Raw genomic sequence first — 26,214 nt, 5'->3', positions numbered from 1 at the left:
GTTGGGAATTATAAGTAAAAAGACAATTTTGAAAGCAATTCACAACATGCTTCTTCTGGTTCTGATAAATGACCAGGTTGGGAATTATAAGTAAAAATACAATTTTGAAAGCAATTCACAACTCTCGTTGCTCTTTTAATTCGGATAACTCGTTGGGAATTATAAGTAAAAATACAATTTTGAAAGCAATTCACAACTAATTATTCAAAATTAAGTTATTGTTTTTGGTTGGGAATTATAAGTAAAAATACAATTTTGAAAGCAATTCACAACTTAGATATGTTTCAACTCCAATATACATCAGTTGGGAATTATAAGTAAAAATACAATTTTGAAAGCAATTCACAACTAGTTATGACACCGCTACAACGAATAAAAAGTTGGGAATTATAAGTGAAAATACAATTTTGAAAGCAATTCACAACTATTATATACTCTTTTTTTCGACCTATTTGTTGGGAATTATAAGTAAAAATACAATTTTGAACAATCAAAATCTTATCTTTAAAACTTTATTTAAATAATCAATACTAAATAACTTAATCCTTAACATCCCATTCAATTCTTCCTATTCTTGCAGAAAGAAATACTAAAGTTTCAAAAACTTCATTCTCAGTCGGTGGTTTCGTTTTACCAATAAGGAGTTCATTAAATTTTGAACCTGAGTAAACCTTTTTCAAAGTACTCCAAACCATTTCAATTTCACTAAAAATTAGGGCATCCATTGGATGGTTGTAAAGCCAATTTTTATCGTTAGGTATTGCTTTGTCATCATCCTTGGCTACTTGTAATAACATAGTATCAAATAAATCAGAATTAACAAATTCCTTGATAGTATCAAGCTTCATTAACAGAGTTAAATCATAAGTATGACGAACTTTATTAGATAAATCTTCAAGCGGGTTTTCAGTATAAGAAAATCGAACCAAACTAATTATCTTCTCACAAAAAGTACGCTCAACTGCTAATGCTTTAACTTCAAAATCTTCTAATCCAAATCGAGCAATTAGTTCAGTATTTGTAGTTGTCTTGATATAATCAGCAATTAAGGTTCTGATAGGTTGTACAACATTGGGTTCTGTATTACCCATATGAGAAACTTCCAATGCAATATTTTCTCTTACTTCGCCATAAGTTCCTTTTACACCAACTTTTGGAAAGGAATAAATTATTTTTCTAATACTACCTTTTTTATTAGTGTTTGGATCATCTGGTACAACATCTAGGATAGAGTTGTCAATTACATTGGTAACGTTCTTTAATCTTTCTCTTAAAGCATTTCCGCTATCACCATCGTTTTTTACAATAACAATATCAATATCTTCCGAAAATCGTTGAATTACATTATAGCATTTTGATAAAGAAGTACCACCTTTAAAAACAACCAAATCTTTTACATCCGAATGAAAAAGTTGATGCAAAGCATAAGTAACCCAATAATCTTTCTCAATAAAAATTTCTGGAATTTCAAAATAGTCCGCAGCAGCTACAATAGCACCTTCAAAATTGTCTTTATCTAAATGTAAATTCATTATACTATATTCCAAGAATTAACAGTCGCAAGCATTTTAGGAGTAATTCCATAGTCATAACTACTCGAAGGATTTATCGTTTTTTTCAATAAAGTAAGGTTGGCTGTGTCAACAGTCATTGCTTCCAAAAGAGCACCAAGCAAAGCTCTAACTTTTGGCGGATAAGCAACGCCATACGTTACCAGTTTTTTAATTTCAGTAGTATCAAAATTATAAATAGTCTTTTTTAAATAAACTAGCCCATCACTTTTTTGCAAGTCCGGAATAGTATTCAAATCTTTTATAACATCCAATAACTCCAAATATTTTATAGCATCAGCAGTTACTTTTACATAACTTTTCGCTGGCTTAATCACAACATTACCTACTTTGCCTTTAACTTGTCTGTCCAAAGAAGCCACACGAATAGAACTAGGAACTTGTGTGGTTAAACCTAATCGGTTATACAATCTCGTTCCAGTAATATAGGCAACTTGTTTGTTTTTCTCAAACAAATAAAGTGAAAGCAAAACATCTTCTCTAGGTTTTTGTTCACCAAATACAGACACTTTTGGTTTATAATAATAACCTTTTCTAGCTCTTTTAATAATTCCTTTATCAACTAATCGACTTAATGCTTTAGAACCAGCAATAACTTCATCTGAAGTTAATCCAAGAGTATCATATCCGAATACATCTCCTGTATCTATTCGGTTTATTTTAGCTACTATTTTATCTGTTACTTTCATAATCAGCAACAAAGATAACTATTTTATTCTAAATGTCAAGTTTTTTCTATACTTTACCTGACTTATTATCTAAATTATAATCTATATAATAATCATTAATAGCACCTCTACAACTATCTATACATTCATTATCTCATTCAGCTGCACAAAAATTGCTCCTAGTCCAAGTATTCCTAGCATCAATTCTTTGTTTGCTTCATTTCACTAATTTCATTTCTAAATAACGGAACGTACTTTTTCGTTTAGTGGTAGATTGACGTTTAAGTTTTCTGTTGCCACTCCTTCCCAACGCTCCAAAAAAATTACTGTCATGGTTATTGGTGCAATAACACGTACGCTTCGCAACTCATGCCAGTAATTTTTTTCCCCAAGCTTAGTTACATAATGTGGCATTATAGGGCATTAAAAGCGTTGTTATTGTTTTTTTGGTTTTTCAATGCCCTATAATAACATTATGTAAAAAAGCCGCACGGCCAACGCGCTTGCCAGCGGCTCCAGGACAACTTTTTTTATTGCTTCCTCGCACCAGCCTGCAATAAAAAAGACCGTCCTTCACCGCTGCCTTTACCAATCGTCAGTGTGTGTTTTTAAATCTGTTTTTGATTTTTTTCTTTGTCTTTTATCTGTAATGTTTTGGGCTTTTATTTTATATACTTTGTGGTGATAGAGGATAGTAGAGTTTATGCTGAGCGTGTCGAAGTACACTGATTTTGTAAGTGTATAAAAATGCTTAAAAACATTTGATTTTAAAAACAACTTCAAGGAATAAGCATTTTTATACACCCACAAAATCAAAAAGGGCCAGCAAGAGTATTATTTTTTATTTGCCAGAACTATCTCAATCCATTGGTTTCACGACGGCCTGATGCCTTAACCCATTCCAAAACAACTATTCACTAATCACTATTTACTAATCACTTTCTGTAAGGCATCAATCCATCATAAAACCAATCACAACACCCCACTAAGCAAATAAAAAATAATACACTTGCCTGCGCTACTGCCTCATCGCACTAGGTCAGAGTTTGCATTGTTTTTTGAAGATGCTTTCCAGTTCCAAAACACATTATCAATATACCTACAAGTCCGGCTTTTATAAGACGACCAAAGCATCCTCAAAAAACAAACCCACTAAAGAGTATTGAATTTTAAAACAGGATAAAAGCATTATTATTGATTTGCCTATGGTTATTTATCCGGTTTTAAAATTCAATACCCTTTAGAAGACGACCTGATTTAAAAACAACATTTCGTAAACCACAATCTTCGCTGATTCAATTCAGTTTTTATAACAACAATGGTTGCCATTTTCAAAAGAAAGTAGATTATAACATAGGAAAGTATTTTCATTTTTTTTAGAAGATGCTTTCCGTTTCCAAAACAAAATCTCTGCTGTTTTTAATAACTTAATTTATGAAGACTTTCAAAGCATCCTCTAAAAAAAAGACAACTAAAGAGTATTGAATTTTAAAATAGAATAAAAGAATTTTAATTGTTTTGCCTATGGTTATTGATCCTATTTTAAAATTCAATACCCTTTAGAAGAACACCTGCTTTAAAAACAATATTTCGTACAACACAACAATCTCGAAATCAACTTAGCTTACATAACCACAAGGATTGGCAATTTCGAAAGAGAGTAAACAATAAAATAGGAAAGTATTTTCATTTTTTTTAGAAGATGCTTTCCGTTTCCTAAACAAAATCTTTGCTTATATAAATAATCTACTTTTTCAAGACTTCCAAAGCATCCTCTAAAAAAAAGACAACTAAAGAGTATTGAATTTTAAAATAGAATAAAAGCATTTTAATTGTTTTGCCTATGGTTATTGATCCAATTTTAAAATTCAATACCCTTTAGAAGACGTCCGACTTATAAAACACAATCCCAATAAGTTTAACTTCTTCCGATTCAACTCCGCTTTCAAAAAGACATTTATAGGTTATTTCAAAATAAAATAAATAAAAAAAAGGAAGCAAAGATAAGTTCCAGGTTTACAAAAAATCAAGTTCAAGCCCTACGGGTTTCGGATAAAATCTCCACCTTATCAGGTAGTATTTTATCCGAAAAACTTGCTTTTTTGAAACCTTCCACTAGACTAATGGCTTTCTTTTTTTTTTTCTTTTGAAATGAATATTCTTCGCTTCCAATTTAAAATAATTTTTGGCGAAAAAAAATTTAATGGGCGGAGCGTAGCGAGGCACACCTGCTTTTCAAAAGAAAATTCAAGGAAAATTGAAAATATAATCAATTTTTAAAAGCCGATGTTATGCTGAAATTTATCATTAAAACCCACAAAAAAAACACTATTTACACAAAGCCACATTTATTCATACTTAACAAAGGAATGAACAGCGGAAAACCACAAAATGAACCATTCACAAACAGTTTTGCAATCATTTTTGAAAACCAAGAAGATTGCGAAAATTGTTATTATGTTGCCTATAGCTTATGGAAATCCAAATTTTGGCACGAACATTTAGTTGGTTCTGTCATCCCTTTTTTACGTTTGAATGATTTTAAAAGAGAATTTAATTCAAAATCTAAAATTATTATGCAAGAACACGAAGCTCATCTACAACATATTGCAGCTTTAAAACTATTGGAATTAAAAGAAAAACAATTTACCGAAAATATTACTTTAATTAACGACGTGCGTAGAGTTATTGTACACCGGTACAGTAACAGATAAACTATTTTAATACTTAAGTAAATTCAACGCTTTAACATAGAATATCACTTATGTAATTATTGTTGAGGTTATAATTTTTCAAGTTGGTAAAGTAAGAAATCAAAAAAGCCAGGTCTCACGACTTGGCTTTCATTTTGTTTAACCCAAAGGTCACCACAACTTGGGCTAAACTTATTTTTTGTGCTTCTTATTTAGGCTTTTAAGTAGTAACGAAATCGTAAAACTGACCACAGCTCCAACAGTAGCTAAGATAACTGTTTTTACAATATCATCAGAAGATAGATTTGGTACAATACTTAAAAACGTGCCTCCAGCAGTTCCCATCAATGTGGGATTATTGGCTGTCATCAGTTGTAGTAAGCTGACTTACAGCTGACAAAACTCCTCCAGTTACTACAATATAACCACCTACAGTAGTTACAATGGCAGGCAAAGCAATTGGAGCAGCTAAAATAGTTCCACCAACGGCAGCTAATGCCAACCCAATAGTTCGAAGCACTTTGAAAAATTTTGGTGTGGGAGCTTTTGCTCTATTAATGATTTTTTTCATAATCTATTATTAAGATTGGATAATTAATTCAACACTTTCATTTTTGTTCAAAGCTTTGTAAACAAAGTTTTTTAGCTTCATAAAAGCTTTTCTCGACATCAAACCTAATCCAGGTCCAGAAAGTTTAGTAACAGGAGCAATACAACCTTGCAATTCCTTTTGAGCATTATTGGCAGGATGAAAAAGAATAAACTTTCTATTTGGCACATCCACCAATTCTAAATGCCATTTGTATTTTGCACTGTATCGCTTTCTAATAAAATATTTCCCTTCCGGAACACAGGAAACCTTCGTTTCGTTCATTTTCCACGGCAATTCAATTGTATTACAAATCAATTTACCTTCGCATTCGAGTTTACCATTCGTTCCTTCAGGGAAATAAGTTCTAGTTAACCAAATAACCATTACACACCGCTGTCAACTTTTGCCACAGACAATGGGTTAAAAGCTCCATTTTTCAACGGATACATTTGACCATTAATCTCTTGGTAGAACTCAACACCTAAAGCCAAAAACAATGGCTTAGTTGAGTTAGCAGTAACCGCATTTACTTGGTTTATCGGCGCGGTAGCGATTCCATCCCAAGGTAAAATTGCAGTTTCGGAAGTAGTAACCACATACGTTTCAGCTTCAAAATCAATTTCGGCTCCACCAGAAATGATTTTGTAGTGAGTAGTCCCACTTGGAGCAGCGATCATATTCGCAGGAATAAATGATGCTAAATCCACAGTAATTTCACCAGCCACACGGTCAATAGTAGCCACAAACGGAGCAAACAAAGTGGTACCAAGCTTACCCCGAATATTAAATTCAAAACCAAATAACAATTCGGCTTCTCCATCAATAACGTTTCTAAAACCACGAACACTGGTTAAATCCGCCTGAAGCACCTTAACCATAGCCTGTGTTAATCTACTAACCATTCGACCATCTGCAGAATTAATCAGCAATGGTCGTAGAGCTGTGCGCAAAAGCTTTCCTGCCTTCCCTGCTCTACCAAACTCGGAACCATTCTCACGAGTTCTCTGAAACGCAGGGTCACTTGCAATTCTACTAGCGTCAATTCCGCCTTTTTCTCTTGCCAAATGCCCATCTTGCGTTTTATAAAAAGTAATATCTCCGATAGTACCTTTCAATTTAATTATGCCTTTTTGTCTAGCCATAACTTCAAAATTTTGTTAAACATTCATCTAAAATCTCCTTCATTCCATCAATAAGTTGCAACCACATTTTGAATGATTAAAGCAAAGTTTACGACACATTTCAAAAAAGAAAAAACCGTAAGTGTACCATATGTCCAAAATCGACACAAGTGTCTTAAATGAACATAAAAAGCCAATAAATAAGTATGAAAAATTATAACTAAATTGCAAAAGATTTTCTGCACGTCAGAAGCATAGCATAGCTATATCAAAGGTATGGATAAAGTATGAAATTGAATAATCAGAGGGTATGCATCTATCCAAAGGACATACAACGAATAACAGGCAAGAGTTATCGTCAAAGTACTAGATTAATGCAAAAGATAAAAAAAGACCTCAATAAGCTCGAAAATGAGTTTCTAACAATTGAAGAGTTCTGCACATATAGTGGCATAAAATATGAACAAGTAACTCACTTGATTTTTGGTTAAAATAGAATAATTACAAAAACAAATTTTAATCAGGATGTAGACAATCAAATACTTGAATAACTTGTTCAATTTTTAGCAATGTTTATTGAACTTTTATTTGCTATATCATTACAAATGAGTATATTTACAATTCACAAATGAAATGAATCATTTACGATTAAAAAGGGGGTAAAATCGGTTACCCAAATAAAAACTCAATTATAACTAGCTGTTATAGAATACGTTGAAATAGGTAGTCAAATCCCTCTTTCTCCGCAAAAGAAAACCGATTAGCATCGCTAATCGGTTTTCTTATTTCAAAAAAATGGCTCAAAAGCCTGCTTTTGAAAGTCATTTTTTTGAAATAAAAAAACTACTGATTATGCCAATAATCAGTATAGTTTTCTTTTGCCCAGGATTCCCTCTCGGGGAACAACGAAGTTAATCCCTGTTTAATTTTTTATGCCTGCTTTTGAAAGTCATTTTTTTGAAATAAAAAAACTAATGATTATGCCAATAATCATTATAGTTTTCTTTTGCCCAGGATTCCCTCTCGAGGAACAGCGGAGCTAATCCCTTATTCCTTACCCACTTTTGAAAGTCATTTTTTTTGAAATAAAAAAACTACTGATTATACCAATAATCAGTATAGTTTTCTTTTGCCCAGGATTCCCTCTCGGGGAACAGCGGAGCTAATCCCTTATTCCTTACCCACTTTTGAAAGTCGTTTTTTTTGAAATAAAAAAACTAATAATCATACCAGTAATCAGTATAGTTTTCTCTTGCCCAGGTTGCCCTTTTCGGGAACAACGAAGTTAATCCCTGTTTCTCCACAAAAGAAACTAACACTACTTTTGTCTAAAAATCAGTATAAAACAATAAAATATTTGAGTAACTTTACAATAAAATAGTTTTTATGTGCTACTACACACAACAAAAGAAAATAGCAAGCGAACTTACTAAGTTCTTCAAACGAGAGGTAGACAATCCAGAAAAGGTGTTGGTATCCAATTTTATAAACGGATTCAGCTATCCAAATATTCCTGTTATTCTCGATACCAAACCCGAAATCATAACGACCAATTTCACTTGGGGCTTACTACCTAATAACAGAGATAAAGATTTTAGAAAAAGTACACTCAATGCTAGAGTGGAAACACTTTCTGATAAAGTGTCTTTTTCTCCATCTATAAACAACCGTTGTCTGATTATAGCAAGTGCTTATTATGATTGGCATTGGAACGATGCTGCCGGAAAATCAAAAACTAAATACCAAATCAATTCACAAGATTTTGAATTGTTTTGCCTGGCAGGAATCTACAATTCGTGGATCGATAACCAAGGTAACAATTGGAACACCTATAGCATTGTTACCACCGAAGCCGACCAACAAATGAAATACATTCACAACCGAAAAGAAGCCGAAGGCGACCAAAGAATGCCTATACTTATCAAACACACCGAAGGACAAAACTGGTTAGATGCTAAAAACCATCCTTTAGATTTTGCTTACCCCAACTACAAACCTTCTATTATAGGTTTTCCTGCAAGTGGCGCTTAAACTAGTCTTTTTTTCTTAGCTTAAACTCTGTTCGCAAAGCCGAAAAATCTTGTCTGATGCCCTGCAGTACGTCTCTTACATTCTGTACTCCCAAATCATCTTTTTCAAATTCCTGTGTGGCAATACTACAAGCATAACGCCAAATTTCTATAACATCACTATACAATACTTCAAAAGGTTCATAAATGATATTATCAGAATGAGCAATACAACAAGTGGCATCTTGTTTATACAACCTTTTATACGACATTCCGTTATTCTTTGTAATTAAGATATAAGTCTTGCCGTCTACAATATCCGAAATGCGTTCTACATATTCTCCTACCACAAAAGAACCTTCTTTGTGTGGCGGCATCGAATCTCCGGTAATAGGAAACGCTCTATACTTTCCGTGAGAAAGAAACGGTAGCGAAATACGTTGAAGACTTTCAATAAATTCTGGATCACCATAACCTCTAAGGTAACCGGCCTGAGCTTTGGTTCCAACAATCTCAATTTTGTTTTCACCATCATTATCAACGGTAATCGGAAGAAGAATTCTGTTTTCTTCCAACTGAATTAGATTTTCATAAGGAACACGTCGTATGTCAAAAGACAACAACAAATCAATACTAACGTGATAATAACGAGAAATCTTTTGAAGGCATTCCAAAGGTGGATCTGTAAAAGCTTCATACTTAGCATAACGCTCACGAGGAATGCGCAATTCATCTGCAATTTTTTGCTGTGTCATGTTGTGTTTGACACGCAAGTACCTAAGGTTATCTGAAAATATAGACATATGTTAATGTGAATTTAATTCACAACAAATATAATTAAATTTGGTAATATCATTCTAATTTTGTCAAAAAATAATTTCAGTTTTAAAAAGTATAAAAGTATGTCACGCGCAATCGTACACATGGACTTAGACACCTTTTTTGTCTCCTGCGAAAGATTAATGAATCCTAAACTTATAGGATTACCATTAATCATTGGCGGAAGCTCCGATCGTGGTGTGGTAGCCTCTTGTTCCTACGAAGCTAGAAAATTTGGAGTGCGTTCTGCAATGCCCATGAAATATGCTTTACGTCTTTGCCCACAAGCTTCTGTTATCAAAGGCGATATGGAATACTATTCTAATAAATCTCACGAAGTAACGGCTATTTTAAAAGAAGTGGCGCCTGTAGTTGAAAAAGCAAGTATTGATGAATTTTACTTAGACCTAACCGGAATGGATAAGTTTTTTGGCTGCTACAAATGGTCTACCGAAGTGGCAAGTAAAATTTTTAAAGAAAGTGGTTTACCCATAAGTTTTGCGCTTTCGGTAAACAAAACGGTTTCTAAAATTGGTACTGGCGAAGCGAAACCTCTAGGCAAATTAGAAATCACAGAAACCAACGTTAAACCCTTTTTAAACCCATTACCTATTCAAAAAATACCGATGTTGGGCGATGTGACTTTTCAATTGCTTTCTCGAATCGGAATTAGAAACATCCAAACATTATCTGAAATGCCGGTTGAAGTATTGCAACAAATGATTGGAAAAAACGGAGTAGAAATCTGGAAAAAAGCAAACGGAATTGACAACAATCCTGTAGAACCTTACACCGAAAGAAAGTCCATTTCAACAGAGCATACGTTTGAAACGGATACTATTGATATTTCTACTATCAGATCATTAATCACCGGAATGGTAGAAAAACTATCCTATCAATTGCGTTCAGAAGGCTTTCTGACTTCTACAGTTGTGGTCAAAATTCGATACAATAATTTTGATACCGAAACCAAACAAGTTAAAATTCCTTACACCTCGTTCGATCATGTTCTAACGAAAACAGCTATCGAATTATTTGAGAAAGTCTACACCCGAAGAATGCGCCTACGACTAGTCGGAATACGCTTCACAGGATTAGTTCGCGGCACGTATCAAATCAACATGTTTGAAGATACAGCCGAAATGCTATCGCTATACCAAGCCATCGATAAAATCAAAAACAGGTTCGGTTTCGAAGCCGTTTCAAGAGGTTCAGGCACAATAATCAAACAGAAAAAATAAAAAAATCCCAAATCCCAAATCCCAAATCCTCAATCCTCAATCCAAAATCCTCAATCCAAAATCCATGTACCTCAATTGTCATTCTTATCACAGCTTACGTTACGGAACAATTCCGTTAAACGACCTTGTAGAACAAGCTAAAGCGGCTGATGTAAAAGCATTGGCGCTAACAGATATCAATACCATTACTGGAATATATGATTTTACCAAACTCTGTAAAGAAGCCAACATCAAACCAATAGTTGGAGTGGAATTCAGAGAAGCCAACCAACTACTGTTTATCGGCTTGGCCAAAAACCAAAAAGGTATTGGCGAAATGTGCCGCTTACTAACAAATCATAACCTTTCTAAAACACCTTTGCCAACGGTAGCGCCACTATTCGAAAACGTATTGGTGATTTACCCAACAACTAACATGCCGGATGAGTTACGAAATTTCGAATACACAGGCATCCGTCCAGAAGAGGTGATTAAATTATTCAAACCGGAATGGAAGCCTCTGATTCAAAAATCGGTCGTACTCCAACCCGTAACCTTCAGAACCAAAAAGGAATTCAATCTGCACCGCATTCTTCGAGCCATTGAAAACAATACTTTGTTATCAAAACTAACAGCAGAAGACATCTGCAAAACGTCCGAAGTGATGACCAGTAACGAGGAGGTACTACAACAGTATGCGGAATATCCTGAAATCATAAAAAATACAGAAGTGGTGATGAATCAGTGCCATTTTGAATTTGAATTCAACACGCCTCGAAACAAAAAATACTATACCAAAAGCAAAGAAGGCGACCGGTTGTTATTAGAAAATTTAGCAAAAAGTGGTTTAATCAAACGCTACGGACCTAATAATACGGAAGCGCAAAAGAGAGTGGTAAAAGAATTAAAAGTAATCAACGATTTAAACTTTAGTGGCTATTTCCTCATTACTTGGGACATTATTCAATACAGCAAGAGTCAAGGTTTCATGCATGTTGGTCGCGGTAGCGGTGCCAACAGTATAGTGAGCTATTGCCTTGGCATTACAGACATCTGCCCTATCGAACTAGATTTATACTTTGAACGTTTTCTAAACGAAAACAGAAAATCGCCACCCGATTTTGATATTGATTGGTCTTGGCGCGAACGTGATTTTATCTTAGACTATATCTTCAAAAGATTTGATCCGAATCACGTAGCGTTTTGTGGTACAAATGTGGAATTCAAATACCGATCCATCTTTAGAGAAGTGGGTAAAGTTTTTGGTTTGTCAAAAGACGAATTGGATGGCTTATCAAAAGCTAAAGGACGACAAAGAGAAAGCAATTCTGTGGTAAAATATGTCGAAGAATATGGAATGATGTTAGAGAAATACCCTAACCAACGCAGCATGCACTCGTGTGGCATCATCATTTCTGAAGAACCAATTACCAATTTCACCGCACTTGAAATGCCTCCAAAAGGTTTTCCAATTGTGCAATTTGACATGCACGTAGCGGAAGATATTGGCTTTGAAAAATTCGATATTTTAAGCCAACGTGGCTTGGGTACCATTGATGAAGCCGTAAAAATTATTGAGAAAAACAGAGGCATTAAAGTCGATATAACCGATATAGCCTTATCAAAAAACGAAGCCAAATGCAACGAACTATTAAGCATCGGCAAAACCTTAGGTTGCTTTTACATCGAAAGTCCTGCCATGCGGGGTTTGTTGCGACGGTTAAAATGTGATAATTACAAAACCTTAGTAGCCGCTTCGAGCATCATTCGTCCGGGTGTGGCTCAAAGCGGCATGATGCGCGAATACATTTTTAGACACAACCATCCCGACAAATTTGAGTATTTTCACGAAGTGTTTAAAGAACAGCTTGGTGAAACCTATGGGGTAATGGTGTACCAAGAAGATGTCATCAAAATTGCCTTGCACTATGCCGGTTTAGAAGCTTCTTATGGTGATATATTGCGACGAGCCATCAGCGGAAAAGGACGTTCTTTGAAAGAACTTCAAAGCGTGAAAGAACAGTTTTTCATTGCATGCCAACAAAAGGGACATCCTTTAAAATTGAGCGAAGAAGTCTACCGACAAATAGAAAGCTTTGCTGGATATTCGTTTTGTAAAGCGCATTCGGCAAGTTATGCGGTAGAAAGCTACCAAAGCTTATATCTAAAAACGTATTACGGTATCGAGTTCATGGTAGCAGCAATAAATAATGGTGGCGGATTTTACAGACCAGAGATTTACATACACGAAGCCAAAATGAGTGGCGCAACCATTCACAATCCTTGCATAAACCATAGTCATAACCAAACCACCGTTTATGGCACTGACGTGTATCTGGGTTTTGGTTTACTAAAAAATCTAAACAGTGACTATATTTTGAGTATTGTTACAGAACGTGAAAAAAAAGGAACTTTTAAGTCTATTGAAAATTTTATTGACCGAGTGCCTTCGGGTTTAGAAAGTATTCAAACGCTGATTTTTATTGGTGCCTTTAGATGTACTGGCAAAACCAAAAGTCAATTGATTATCGAAGCCCGAATGCTCTTGACAAATCACAAGAGTGAGGCAAACAGTCCTTTGCTCCTAGATGCGCCTACTAAGGAATTCAAATTTCCAGTTATGGAACGTTCTATGCTAGAAGATGCTTTTGATGAAATTGAATTGTTGAGCTTTCCTGTTTCTTGTTCGCCTTTTGATTTACTAGAAACAAAATACAAAAGTAATGTTGTGGCAAGTAATCTGATTAATTACATTAAAAAAGAGGTCAAACTAATTGCTTACTTAGTCTCTATCAAACAAGTGCCTACAAAAATGGGGATGATGTTTTTTGGTACTTGGATTGATGCCAACGGCGATTATTTTGATACCGCGCATTTTCCTAAAAGTCTCATCAACTACTCGTTCAAAGGTGGCGGATGTTACCTGCTTTTAGGAACGGTCGAAGTAGATTACCATTTTCCAACGATAACCATTTCCAAAATGGCTAAAATGCCCTTCAAACCCGATCCAAGATACGCCAATTCAAAAGCCTTGCAGTTTAAAGCAACCGAACAACTTCGTGGCGATATCAGTACAACCGAAAGAGCGCCATACCCACAAGAACACGAAATAAACTTACCCAGACATAAAATGGGACCAAGCTTATAAAATTAGCAAAGCAACCACACAAAACGCAGACCAACAAAAACAAAAGAAAATAGAAAAAAGAGAAAAGAGAAAAGAAAAAAGAGAAAAGAAAAAAGAGAAAAGAAAAAAGAAAAAAGAAAAAAGACAACCGACACCAAACAACAAACAATAAACAACAAACAATAAACAACAAAAAACAACCCACAACCGACAACAGACAACCGACAACAGACAACCGACAACCCACAGCCCACAACAGACAACCCACAACAGACAACAGACAACTCACAACCGACAACTCACAACCCATGAAAAACCAACAATACGCCATAGTCGATATCGAAACCACAGGCGGCAATGCCAGCCACAGTCGCATAACGGAGATTGCCATTATCATTCACGACGGCGAACAAATCATCGACCGCTATGAAACACTTATCAATCCTCAAAAGGAAATACCTGCGCCTATTTTTGCGCTCACAGGCATCAATAACGAAATGGTAAAAAAGGCACCTATCTTTGAGGAAGTGGCGGAAACCATTTTGAACTTGCTTACCGACCGAATATTTGTAGCCCACAATGTCAATTTTGATTACTCCTTCGTCAGACACGAGTTAGCCTCATCGGGTTTTAAGTGGAAAGCGACCAAATTATGTACCGTTCGCGCTGCCAGAAAAATTCGTCCAGGACTGCTGTCGTATAGTCTCGGAAAATTATGCCGCTATTTAGAAATTCCGTTAGTAAACCAACACCGCGCTGGTGGTGATGCTGATGCAACAGCTATCTTATTTTCTAAATTATTGGAATGGGATTACGATAACGAAATCGACAAAATGCTAAAGCGGGCCACCAAAGAACAGCAGTTACCTCCTAACCTACCCAAAGAAGATTTTGAACAACTTCCTGAAAAACCGGGTGTCTATTATTTTTACAACCAAGTTAAAAAAGTGATTTATGTGGGCAAAGCCATTAATATCAAAAAAAGAGTGGCTTCTCATTTCTCTGGTAATCCTACTAATGCACAACGACAGCATTTTCTGCGAGACATTCACTCCATTTCATTTGAAGTCTGCGCTACCGAGTTTATGGCGCTATTGCTAGAAGGTACCGAAATAAAAAAACTATGGCCACTGTACAACCGTGCCTTAAAAAAATACGAACCCAAATACGGCTTGTTCGAATACGAAGCTCGCAATGGTTACAAATACCTCGCTATCAAAAAACTGCTGCAAGGACAAACTCCTGTGGAAACCTATGGCAAATTATACGATGCCATCAAAGAGCTTAGCCACTTGGTACAACAATTTCAAATCGATACCCGATTTTGCAATTTTGCTCAAAAGACCACTACCGAAACCATCCAATTTACCTTAGAAGAAACCATTGCCACTGCCGAAGAACATAACACTAGAGTAAACCAAGCTTTAGCCTACTTATCGGCAAGCAAAGAAACCTATGCCATCATCGACCACGGAAGAACAAACGAGGAAAAAAGCTGCATCTGGGTAGAAAAAGGACACTTCTTCGGAATGGGATACATTCCAATGGATCAAACCATAACCGATGTCACCGAACTGAAAGAACAAGTCACACGCTATAAAAGTGATCCGTACTTAATGAAACTAATAACCCAATACGTCGATAAACACCCACGAAAAGTGCAAAGAATTGAAGCCCAAGTAGACTAATTTTACACAAGAATTGGTGAAATTAAAGAAGAACGAATCCATCGTAATTTTTTAGAATACAGCCTAAATTGATTTTTTTAAAATCTTTAGTACAATATACTTTGATTTAAGTTACTTTATTTTATTTTTAGCTTTTTTATGGAACAGCTAGATTTTTAAAATGACTAAATTTATTTTTTCTGTTATAGTTCTCTTGTCGTGCACTTTAAACTATGCACAAGAACTTAATGACCTTGAAATAAAAAAGACCCGAAGCCTGCAAGAACACCTTATTTCCAATCCGGAATTGGCTTATAAAGAAGCTTTGGAAATTAGTGCTTCCGAAAATCTCCTGTTTAGTTTTCACGGCAACTACTACATCGCCAATTATTTTTACAACAAAGCAGAGTTACTTCGTGCCAAACAACTTCTTATCAAACTCCTCGATACGATCGAAAAAAGCGCCTTGCCTAAAGACAGCAAAGGCTATCAGGACTTGGTAGCTATGTGCGTCAACAAATTATTTTATGTCCACAAAAACCTAGGTGCCTACGACTCGGCTTTATGGTACCTTGATCACTACAAAAAAAAGATACCCAACAACCATTTTAACGAACAGTATGCTTCCATCAAAGTGGCTATGGGTGATTATGCCAATGGTATTGCGCTGTTAAAAAAGGGACTGACGACCACACACCATTTAAAACTTGGTGTGGGCGAAAAAAAGACAATGAACAACAAACTGTTTGCTGATAAATACAACAACATAGGTGAGGCTTATCAAGCCTATTATCTACAATCTAAAAAAAGGGTCTTGTTAGACTCGGCCAATTACTATTTCAAGGCGGCTGCAACATTGCTACTGAAAGATAATTTTTACCCTGATTATACCAAGGCTTTATTGTGCATGCGAGAAGCAAAAAGTGCCGCACTAGCAGGTAACTACGTAAAATCATTGGCTTTGTACAGAGAACGTAAAAAATACCCTGTAGTCAAAGATAACATTCGAACCGAACAACTGTTTGATTTGGGAATGGCCGATTGTTTTCATCATTTAAAACAAGTAGATTCGGCGTTGTATTATAGTAAAAAGTATGTAAGCAATTACCAAATCACCAAGGTTTCTAAAGAAAATCTGTTGATGGCTTACAACATCATGACGCAAGCGTACAATACCAAAAAAGATACCAAGAACGCTTACCTATACGCCCAAAAAAGCCTAGCGCTAATTCAAACTATTGAGGGCATCAAAAGCAACTCTTTGAATTTTCTACACAATTATGATTTGAACATTATTAAAGAGGAATCAAATGAAATTCTTGCTTCCAAAAATTATTTCAAAATATCGTTAGTAGGCATCTCTCTAGTTTTAGTACTAGTAATGCTAGGATTTTATTACTACCATAAACTCCAAAAAGAAAAGCACCAGCGTTTTTTAGAAATCATTCAAAACCTGAAGGAGACTAAAACTCCTGACGAGAATTCGCCAATAAATGAAACTACCGAACCACTTCCTAAACAAACTATGGATGAGGAACTTATTGAAAAAATAGGGGCAGGATTAACCAAATTAGAATTAAAAGAAGCCTTCTTAGATCCTAACTTTAAATTGGCTTATGTAGCCAAAAAACTAACTACCAATACGGCCTATTTATCGCAATACTTCAATCAGGTGAGGCAAAAAACCTTCTCGGAATATACCCAAGAATTGCGCATTCAATATGTATTGCAAAAGCTAAATGATGCGCCTTATTTTCGGAACTATACCCTACAAGCCATAGCGGAAGAAGTGGGCTATAAAGACGCCAATACCTTTGTTCGTGTCTTTAAAAAGCAAACCGGACTATCGCCCAACTACTACATCGAAAAGTTAGCAATTAAGGCCTAATTAATTCAATTTCTTTAGGATAGGATTTTTTAAACATACGATTATTTATAAAAAAGCAGATACATAAATAGGATATGTACTTGTTATAATTATCTTTGGCAACTGTTTAACAAATCTTACAAAACTATTTAATATGAGGAAAAAAATTACCTTGTCCTTATTTTTGGTGCTCTTTCTTACGATATCGAAAATTTCAGCACAATGCACCACTGGAGTTAAATATCCTGCGGGTATTCATCAAGCTACAGGTGCAGCCGGCTCTGACGTGATTAACACCGATGCCAGAACGGGTCAATATACCGATGTTCATATAGAACCTTCAAAGTATTATACGTTTTCTTCTTCTGTTAACACCGATTACATTACCATTACAAATAGTGCTGGAACGCAAGTAATCGCTCATGGGGTTACACCAGTGAGTTTTGTATCGGTTTTTGATCAAACGGTGCGTTATTATATACATCAAAATGCACAATGCCAAACGACCAATCAGTTTGTTCGTTCTAGAACTGTAACTTGGGTTACGGCACAAGATTGTCAAGATCCTATTCCAACAACGGTTGCCAATATTTCACCAGTATCGGCTACCCTAAATTTTACACCTCCAGCTATTACGCCTTACTTTGGCTATGAAGCGCATGTAAATACTTCCTCAACCACACCAGGTGCATCGGTTCCGGTGTTTACTTCGTCACCTACTGCCAATTCGGTATTTGTTACCGATTTGAATCCTGATACTACTTATTACTATTGGATTCGTTCAAAATGTGATTATCAAAGAGGCGAATGGATTTACGGTGGTTCTTTTACAACCATTTCTTCCTTACAGTGCAACAGTGCTTACAATGGGGTTAATCCTTCTTTTACGGTTACGCCACTTTGTAACGGCAGTGATGATTGGATTGCAACCGACGTGAAAAACAGTAGTTTTGCTAACGTTAATGTAGTAGCTAACACACAATATGTTTTTAAAACCAATAATGGTAGTGATTATATTACGCTGACCAATGCTTTAGGAACAGTGGTTTTAGCTACAGGTGCTACACCATTAAACTGGAACTCTGCTAGTACGTCTGGAGTGGTGCGTTTTTATTCTTATGATAATGCGCAATGTGGGTACGGAATCACTATGGTAGGTACGCGTAACAAATATGTTAACTGTGTGACTTCATCGGTTACTTGTAATCCTCCTACGGCTTTGTCTGTAACTAACATTACTTCGAACTCTATCAGAATGTCTTGGACAGCTCCAACAAGTGCACCAAGTAGTGGTTATGATATTTATTTGGTTACCAACAATACTACGCCTACACAAAACACTGCTCCAACCTACACTAATACTACTACGACTAGAGAAATTAATGGTCTAACAGCAGGTGTTACTTATTATTACTGGATTCGTTCTAACTGTGGTGCTGAAAAAAGTAGCTGGACTTCAGGTGGATTTTTTACTATGAACCAATCGTTTAGCTGTAATGGAGCCATCTATGGTTTGTTTCCTAACGCGACTTTCACTCCTGTTTGCACCGGAAGTGCCGAAACTATTTCTGCAACGGCTTTTGCAGGACAATATTCTAATGTAAACATTAATGCTAGCCAACAATATATTTTTGCTTCTTCTGTGGGTACTGATTTCATTTCTATCACTAACAGTGCAGGAACAGCAATTCTAGCAACAGGTCAAACGCCTTTAACTTGGAATTCAGGTACGAATACAGGTGTTATCCGTTATTATTTACATACCAACGCTAATTGTGCTTCGCAAAACACTAACAGAACTAAGTCTATTCAATGTGCTGCTTCTGTTTCTTGTGGTGTGCCATCAGCTTTATCAGTTACTAACATTACTTCTAACTCCTCAAGATTGAATTGGACAGCTCCAGCAACGGCGCCAACTGGTTATGATATTTATATTGTTACCACCAATACCGCTCCAACGGCTGCTACAGCTGCTACAGCAACAAGTACTACCGCTGGCGTGGGTGTCTTAAATGGATTAGCAGCAGCAACTACCTATTACTATTGGATTCGTTCGAATTGTAACGGTACAAGAAGTGCTTGGGTTTCTGGTGGTAATTTCACTACGCTTAATTCGCTTGTTTGTAACGGTGCTGTTAATGGTTTATATCCAGAGGCTACGTTTACGCCAACTTGTACAGGTGGCGTGCAAACTATTGTTTCTGATGCTTATGCTGGTGAATATGCTAACGTAAATGTTGTGGCTAATACGCAATATACGTTCTCTACTTCATTGGCTTCTGATTTTGTTACCGTAACTAATGCTTTAGGAACCACGGTACTTGCCTCTGGAACGACGCCTCTTAATTGGACTTCGGGAACCTATGCTGGTGTAGTAAGATTTCATATCAATACGAATTCTTCTTGTGGGACACAAAACACCAATAGATTCCGTTATATTCAATGTTTTGGATTGGCTTCTTGTGGTCTTCCTAGTAACTTAGCCATATCAAACATAACATCTAATTCTTGCAGCCTTACTTGGTCTGCTCCAACAACGGCTCCAACAGGTTATGAGGTATATTTTGCTACAACTAATACAGCTCCTGTAGCCGCAACAGCTCCAACCTACTCTACGGCTGCTACGGTTATCAATTCTGTAAACCCATTAACTGCAGCAACTACTTATTACTATTGGGTACGTTCTAACTGTAATGGAACAAAAAGTAACTGGGTTGCTGGTGGAAGTTTTACGACGCTAACTGCATTAAGTTGCAACGGTGCTTCATTTGGTTTGTTTCCTACAGCGACATTTACGCCTTCTTGTTCTGGCAATTTAGAACTAATCGTTAACAATGCGTACGCTGGTGAATATTCTAACGTAAACATCTTGATTAACAAACAATACACGTTTACTAGTTCGACTACTACCGATTTTATCACGATTACTAATGCGGCTGGAACGGCTGTGTTGGCAAGTGGCGTAACTCCTGTAGTTTGGAATTCCACTTATTCAGGTGTTATTAGATATTACTTAAGCTTAAATGCTAATTGTGGTTCGCAAGGTACGTCTAGAGTGCGTTACATCACTTGTGCCACTCCAACGGGATGTAATCCACCAACTAACTTATATTCTGATGGCGTTACTTCTAACTCGATTAACATTGGTTGGATAGCAGCTAATCCTGTTCCAAGTAATGGTTACATCTATGCTTACGGTACGGTAAACGATCCGTTTGCGGCAGGTACTATTTCAGGAAACACTACGGCGAATTTTGCCACTTTAAGCAATTTGTCTCCAAACACGACTTATTATTTCTGGGTAAAATCTAATTGTGGTACAACGCAAACCAATTGGGTTTCGGGAGGTTCATTTACGACCTATGCTACTAATGCTTGTTTTCCTCCAACACAATTGTTTACTGATGGTTTAACAGCTACCTCGGTAAACATTGGCTGGGCAGCACCAACGCCTGCACCTAGTAATGGTTATATTTATGCTTACGGAACGGTAAACGATCCGTTTTCGGCAGCAACCATTACTGTAAACACTAGTAATACCTTTGCTGTTATTAACAATTTAACACCTAACACTACGTATTATTTTTGGGTAAAATCTAATTGTGGTACTACGCAAACCAATTGGGTTTCGGGTGGTTCGTTCACGACACCTGCTGCTTCAGGTTGTGGTCTTCCAACACAGTTATTCTCTGATCCAGAATCATCAACTGCTGTTAATATTGCTTGGACAGCGCCAAATCCTGCGCCAAGTAATGGTTATGTTTATGCTTATGGTACGATTAACGATCCATTCGCTACAGGTACTATCCAAGGTTCGACCTCACAAACCTTTGCGCTTTTGACTAATTTAACGCCAAACACAACGTATTACTTCTGGGTTAAATCTATATGTGGTAACACCGTAACCAATTGGAGTCCGAGTAGTTCGTTTACTACGGCAGCTGCTGCGGGTTGTAATGCGCCAACACAACTGTTTACCGATCCTGAATCGTCAACTGCGGTAAATATTGTATGGAATGCGGCAAGTCCGGTACCAAACAATGGTTATGTTTATGCTTACGGTACGATTAACGATCCGTTCGCTGCAGGCACTATGCAAGGTTCGACCTCACAAACGTTTGCGCTTTTGTCTAATTTAACGCCAAATACGACTTATTACTTCTGGGTAAAATCTATTTGTGATAACACCGTAACCGATTGGAGTCCGAGTGGTACTTTTACTACCTCAACGCTTGGTACGGATAGCTTCTTGAAAGAACAAGTTAAACTATATCCTAATCCTGTTAGCACGGTCTTCAACATCGCGCTTAACAAAACGATTACGAACGTAGCAGTACACAATCTTTTGGGTCAAGAAGTCCTTTCAAAAGCAGTGAATAGTACCGAAACTTCAGTAGATGTTAGTCATCTAGCTGCGGGAAGTTATCTAGTGAAAATCACCTCAGGTAACGAAACGAAAACCGTGAAGATTATCAAAATGTAAATCGGTAATCCCTTACTATAAAAAAATCCCAAATTTCATTTAATGGAATTTGGGATTTTTTTTATGGGATGTTTTATGAATTCATAGACCAATCGAAATAAAAAGTTAAAAGTTTTTTAGACTTACTATTATCAAAAATAGTAATGATTACTTGCAACTTTTAGGAAGTGCAAACAATCCTATTAAATACAAAAAATTATTAAAAGTTAAACATTCTGAATCTTTTTTTACCAAAATGTGGAAAACCGTAAATTAAATCGTTTTGCGGTTTTTATATTTGTACGAAATCACGTAAAACTACCTGTAAATTAATTGGGAAATTGGTTTATTTTTGGTAGGTTTGATCCTTATAGTAGATTTTATATCCAGATTGTAGATATCACATAGTAAATTATTAATCCTCTAAGCACAAAATATAACATACGAATAAAAATGGCTCGAATTCCAATATCAATAGAAAAAATAAATACATTTCAAAAGAATTTTAAAAAAGAGGTTACAACTATTACTCGTTTTATGATAACGTTAAACGATAAAAACGACAGTTGGACAAAACATATCTACACCGATAGAAAAGAATTAGAGCGTTTGAGAGCTGAAATAAATGAAGTTCTTGAATCAGAAACAACGGCTGAGAAAATGAATATTTCAGTCGAAAAAGCAGCCAAAATTGATGACCATTATAAAAATGATAGTTTGTGTTTGAATTGCAAATATCAATTTTCACGTGCTTGTGAAACTTGTTTATTTGTGTTGCAAAGTCCATTAGAAAGAAAATTATTTATTGAATTAAAAAAAACTTACATCAACTTTCAAACCCAACAGGGATTAAATTACAATGGTGATTTTATTTCAATGGAAGGTAAAAGCTATGATAATGAAAATAATAACTTCAAGAATGTATTAACGATTGTTGATTTCTATATTTACAAAGGAGATATTAAGCTATGTGTTTATACTGATGGACATACTTATCACGAAAGAACTGAAGAACAAGCGCAAAGAGATAGGAACATTGACAGAAAGCTTCAAGAATTAGGATTTAAAGTTCTCCGTTATACTGGTAAAGAAGTAAATGAGAATATTGATAAAATCATTAGTGATATTAAAAGATGGATTAAGGAATAGTAAGTTTTATAACCTTAAATTTATATCAATAAAAAACATTATTTGCTGGCCCACTTCAAATTTTGAATATAATGATAGAGTTTGGTTTCACTAGAAAAAAGGTGTTTAAAATTATCAATCAACTAATAATCTCAGTTTTTATTAGTAACTTAAAATTGAGCGTCTTTTAAAAGCAAAATAGTGTTTTACAGCTAAAATATATAAATCGTAATGGTTTATGGTAATTTAAAAAATTATGAGTTCGAAAAATTAGACTTATAAAAACGGAACTAGGAAAGAATGAAATTTATGACTAAAGGTTCGATGTAAAATTAATTGCGTTAAAATAATTATTAAAAATGAATTTAACTTCAAGTTATCAACTACTTGTAAACAGATTAGTTTCTGTTTTCAAAAGAATTAAATTTTATTAACATTGAAAAAGAACTTTACAATTTATTAAAGACAAACAATTGGAGACTTGAGCAAGAAAAAATACCATTTGACTTTGTTAATCAGTACTTTTCCTTTTTAATTTCTAATGCATAATTTTTTAAATAATTTTTATATAGTTCTAATCTATGAATGAAACATTTATTAATATAAGTAAGATTATTGAACGTGATAGTAAATCAACAACCTATAAATTTGCCTTGTTACGAGGTACTATAGATATCATTCAAGAAAATTCACCATACATTGAAATCAAAAAAAATGTAGTCGAAATTCCAATGGGGTTACTTATCGAAAAATGGATGCTGTACTACTATCCAATACTTGGTAGTACTGTATTAATACCTCAAATAAATGGTGTGAATTCAAAACTTGCCTTTCATACCAAGTTTTTAAAAATTATAAATTATTATAACGAGGTTGGAGGTTTATCTACATTTTACAATGACATTCGTATTAAAGGAATAAGTAAGGAATTAAACAAAGAGTTTTATGATTTAGTAAAAGATCTAAAAAATATTATTGTAAAAAATCCAATGCAATATATTGGAAATTCCTTCAACAAAAGTTATTATTCGATATACCAATATCAAAATAATTCCACTCTGAAAAATTCAGAAACTCAAAATACTAACTGGTTAATAAACAGTTGCGGTATTTTCACAATACCGATTGAATATTATAACGCCTTCAAGTTACTAGGAAGTTTTATAAGCGGAACAGATAATATTTTATTTAAATGGGCTGATTTTTCAGTAAATGCAAGTCATGAAAAAATTAATCCTGAAAAAGTGATTGCAGAAATTCTTAAAAACCCGATTACAGATAGGGATGTATTAGCTTCAAAAAACCTTTACAAATCTATTTTAAATGAAGCTGGAGAAATAATTTGCGTTTGGTCGGAAACGAAAATTAAAACCTGTGATGTGGACCACGTAATTCCTTTTTCAATTATGAAAAATAATGACCTTTGGAATTTGCTTCCCGCGAAATCTTCAATTAATAATAATAAAAGAGACAAAATACCTTCCGTAGATTTCATTATAAAACAAAAGGATATTATAATTCATTATTGGGAAATTATTCATAAAGCACAAGAAAAACGATTTCTAGAAGAAATTCAGATTACTCTTTTAGGAAATAATAAAACATTAAATTGGCAAAATTTAGCTTTTAATCAGCTTACCAATATGTCCAAATATTTGATAGAAAAAAGAGGTTACGAAAAATGGGAATTATAAAAGATAATATACATAGTCATTTAACCGCTATAGAAAGAACCTCACTTTCTTATCCAGCAAGAATTTTACTTAATCAAAAAAGGATAAAAGGTAAGGTTTTAGATTTTGGCTGTGGTATAGGTAAGGATGTCGAATTGTTGAAAGATAAAGGATTTGAAATTGATGGTTTTGACCCATTTTACTTTCCGGAATTTCCAACAGAAAAGTATGATACTATTTTGTGTTTTTATGTGCTAAATGTTTTACTTCCAGAAGAACAAGCCGAGGTGTTAATGAATGTATCGCATCTGCTAAAACCTAATGGAAAAGCCTATTTTGCTGTGCGAAGAGACATACAGTACGAAGGCTATCGAATGCACAAACTTCATAAAAAAGAAACCTATCAATGCATCATTAAACTGGGATACGCCTCTATTTATAAAAACGATAACTGCGAAATCTACGAATACGAACAATACACCACCTTAAACCAAGGAAATGCTTCGTTAAGTCCGTTTTTAGTTGGTGATACTGCCCGAGAATTAATTGTCGAAACCGCCACTGTTTTCTCCTTTTACGACAAATATCCTGTAACCGAAGGGCACGCTTTAATTGTGCCAAAACGATTGGTTTCCAATTATTTCGACTTGACTTTAAAGGAGCAAATGGCTTGCTGGATCGTGGCCAATAAAGTAAAAACGATTCTTCAAGAAAAATTCAATCCTGATGGTTTTAACATTGGCATCAATATTAAGGAAGAAGCAGGGCAAACCGTTCCGCATTGTCACATTCACATCATTCCGAGATATAAAGGTGATGTTGAAAATCCGCGTGGTGGCATTCGAGGTGTTATTCCGAGTAAAAAAGAGTATTAGAATCTAGTTGTAGTTCTACTTTACTACTCACACTAATCAACAACAAAAGCTAATAATCCTAACCTATTAAAGCTATTTAGACGCAAGTCAACAACTGTAGCTAAAGATAATTTACAGCTAAGCGCCAAAGTTGGTTGATGTTTTAAACCTTACTAAACTATAATCCTGCAAAGGGGTAAAACAAATCAACCATTATTGCAACACAACTTTCTCTCTGAATACGCACCTTTACATATTAGTTATTTATAAAGTATAACCTTAGCGCAAGTAATTTTGGTTTATTATATTAATGCTCTAAATGGTGTTAAGTCTACTTTATTTAATTCGAAATGTTTTCCCTTCAAACAGTTAAACCCAAAATCATCGGTACCTTCGCTGAAATCGGTAAAGGTTTTTTAGAAGTAATTACTTATCGTACATCTAAGAATATCTTTTTTGGTGGAACGAAATAAAGGTGTTACGGTTGCATAGTTAAGTAGGTTTAATACTATTAACAACTTTTGCTACAACCTTGATACCATAAAATCGCGTGATTTCGTTTTATTTCAACTCCTTTCCTCGTTCAAAATTCTTTTGAAAAGGGAGCGCTTTTGTTTTTGCCAATCCAAGGCTTTCATCTTGATATCCCAAAACATCTCAAGTCTTAAATTGCGACAAATTACGCTACGTCGCTCATTAAATAAAAATCCAAAGCAAGTCTTGAACCAATAATTTTAGTACTT

General features: G+C 35.1%; 17 protein-coding genes. 10 read left to right on the top strand and 7 right to left on the bottom strand.

The features are described from left to right. Positions 1–539: 539 nt before the first annotated feature. Both Q0050_RS07265 and Q0050_RS07260 read right to left on the bottom strand, forming a co-directional pair. The gene (locus Q0050_RS07265; protein WP_298393750.1) at positions 540–1,532 is read right to left on the bottom strand and encodes a nucleotidyl transferase AbiEii/AbiGii toxin family protein; all 993 of its coding nucleotides are present in this window, start codon (positions 1,530–1,532) and stop codon (positions 540–542) included. Beyond that, the gene (locus tag Q0050_RS07260) at positions 1,532–2,260 is read right to left on the bottom strand and encodes a DUF6088 family protein (RefSeq protein ID WP_298393747.1); all 729 of its coding nucleotides are present in this window, start codon (positions 2,258–2,260) and stop codon (positions 1,532–1,534) included. The genes Q0050_RS07265 and Q0050_RS07260 overlap by 1 nt, the downstream gene beginning before the upstream one ends. A 2,270-nt stretch (positions 2,261–4,530) precedes the next feature. Between Q0050_RS07260 and Q0050_RS07255 the strand changes: the two genes are divergently transcribed. Beyond that, positions 4,531–4,953, top strand: a complete 423-nt coding sequence (locus Q0050_RS07255) for a hypothetical protein (protein ID WP_298393746.1) — start codon at positions 4,531–4,533, stop codon at positions 4,951–4,953. A 171-nt stretch (positions 4,954–5,124) separates the two neighbouring features. Here Q0050_RS07255 and Q0050_RS07250 read toward each other — a convergent pair whose 3' ends face one another. From Q0050_RS07250 to Q0050_RS07235, 4 genes are read right to left on the bottom strand one after another with little or no spacing between them, the layout of a single operon-like run. Then, on the bottom strand, positions 5,125–5,301 hold the full coding sequence (locus Q0050_RS07250; RefSeq protein WP_298393744.1) for a hypothetical protein: 177 nt from the start codon (positions 5,299–5,301) through the stop codon (positions 5,125–5,127). Continuing rightward, on the bottom strand, positions 5,288–5,503 hold the full coding sequence (locus Q0050_RS07245) for a hypothetical protein (RefSeq protein WP_298393742.1): 216 nt from the start codon (positions 5,501–5,503) through the stop codon (positions 5,288–5,290). Before Q0050_RS07245 ends, Q0050_RS07250 begins: the two co-directional genes overlap by 14 nt. Positions 5,504–5,512: 9 nt before the next feature. Then, entirely contained in the window at positions 5,513–5,908 is a 396-nt protein-coding gene (locus Q0050_RS07240) for a DUF5675 family protein (RefSeq protein WP_298393740.1), read from the bottom strand. Then, complete coding sequence (locus Q0050_RS07235) at positions 5,908–6,666, bottom strand: hypothetical protein (protein WP_298393738.1); 759 nt, start codon at positions 6,664–6,666, stop codon at positions 5,908–5,910. The genes Q0050_RS07240 and Q0050_RS07235 overlap by 1 nt, the downstream gene beginning before the upstream one ends. Positions 6,667–8,031: 1,365 nt before the next feature. On the opposite strand from Q0050_RS07235, the gene Q0050_RS07225 reads away from it, so the two are divergent. Beyond that, positions 8,032–8,676: an SOS response-associated peptidase gene (locus Q0050_RS07225; protein ID WP_298393736.1), complete on the top strand. Its 645-nt coding sequence runs from the start codon at positions 8,032–8,034 to the stop codon at positions 8,674–8,676. Between the two features lies 1 nt (position 8,677). On the opposite strand, the gene Q0050_RS07220 is transcribed toward Q0050_RS07225, so the two are convergent. Continuing rightward, complete coding sequence (locus Q0050_RS07220; RefSeq protein WP_298393734.1) at positions 8,678–9,457, bottom strand: LexA family transcriptional regulator; 780 nt, start codon at positions 9,455–9,457, stop codon at positions 8,678–8,680. Positions 9,458–9,556: 99 nt separating this feature from the next. Between Q0050_RS07220 and dinB the strand changes: the two genes are divergently transcribed. The 8 genes from dinB to Q0050_RS07180 all read left to right on the top strand — a co-directional run bounded on the left by dinB (position 9,557) and on the right by Q0050_RS07180 (position 25,492). After that, entirely contained in the window at positions 9,557–10,714 is a 1,158-nt protein-coding gene (gene dinB, locus Q0050_RS07215; RefSeq protein WP_298393733.1) for a DNA polymerase IV, read from the top strand. A 64-nt stretch (positions 10,715–10,778) separates the two neighbouring features. Continuing rightward, positions 10,779–13,841 (top strand): DNA polymerase III subunit alpha, encoded by a 3,063-nt coding sequence (locus tag Q0050_RS07210; protein ID WP_298393732.1) that lies wholly within the window; start codon positions 10,779–10,781, stop codon positions 13,839–13,841. 287 nt (positions 13,842–14,128) lie between these two features. Next, positions 14,129–15,508, top strand: coding sequence for an exonuclease domain-containing protein (locus Q0050_RS07205; RefSeq protein WP_298393731.1), 1,380 nt, complete (start codon positions 14,129–14,131; stop codon positions 15,506–15,508). Positions 15,509–15,668: 160 nt separating this feature from the next. After that, positions 15,669–17,375 (top strand): AraC family transcriptional regulator, encoded by a 1,707-nt coding sequence (locus Q0050_RS07200; RefSeq protein WP_298393728.1) that lies wholly within the window; start codon positions 15,669–15,671, stop codon positions 17,373–17,375. A 133-nt stretch (positions 17,376–17,508) separates the two neighbouring features. Further along, positions 17,509–21,837: a fibronectin type III domain-containing protein gene (locus Q0050_RS07195; protein ID WP_298393726.1), complete on the top strand. Its 4,329-nt coding sequence runs from the start codon at positions 17,509–17,511 to the stop codon at positions 21,835–21,837. 432 nt (positions 21,838–22,269) lie between these two features. Further along, entirely contained in the window at positions 22,270–22,965 is a 696-nt protein-coding gene (locus tag Q0050_RS07190) for an endonuclease domain-containing protein (RefSeq protein WP_298393725.1), read from the top strand. A 560-nt stretch (positions 22,966–23,525) separates the two neighbouring features. Next, complete coding sequence (locus tag Q0050_RS07185) at positions 23,526–24,638, top strand: HNH endonuclease domain-containing protein (RefSeq protein ID WP_298393723.1); 1,113 nt, start codon at positions 23,526–23,528, stop codon at positions 24,636–24,638. Then, entirely contained in the window at positions 24,626–25,492 is an 867-nt protein-coding gene (locus tag Q0050_RS07180) for an HIT family protein (RefSeq protein ID WP_298393721.1), read from the top strand. Before Q0050_RS07185 ends, Q0050_RS07180 begins: the two co-directional genes overlap by 13 nt. Positions 25,493–26,214 lie beyond the last annotated feature (722 nt).

Source organism: Flavobacterium sp., assembly GCF_027483985.1.
Lineage (GTDB): Bacteria > Bacteroidota > Bacteroidia > Flavobacteriales > Flavobacteriaceae > Flavobacterium.
Note: the sequence above shows the minus strand (reverse complement) of the source record. Positions and strands in the feature narration are given on the sequence as shown.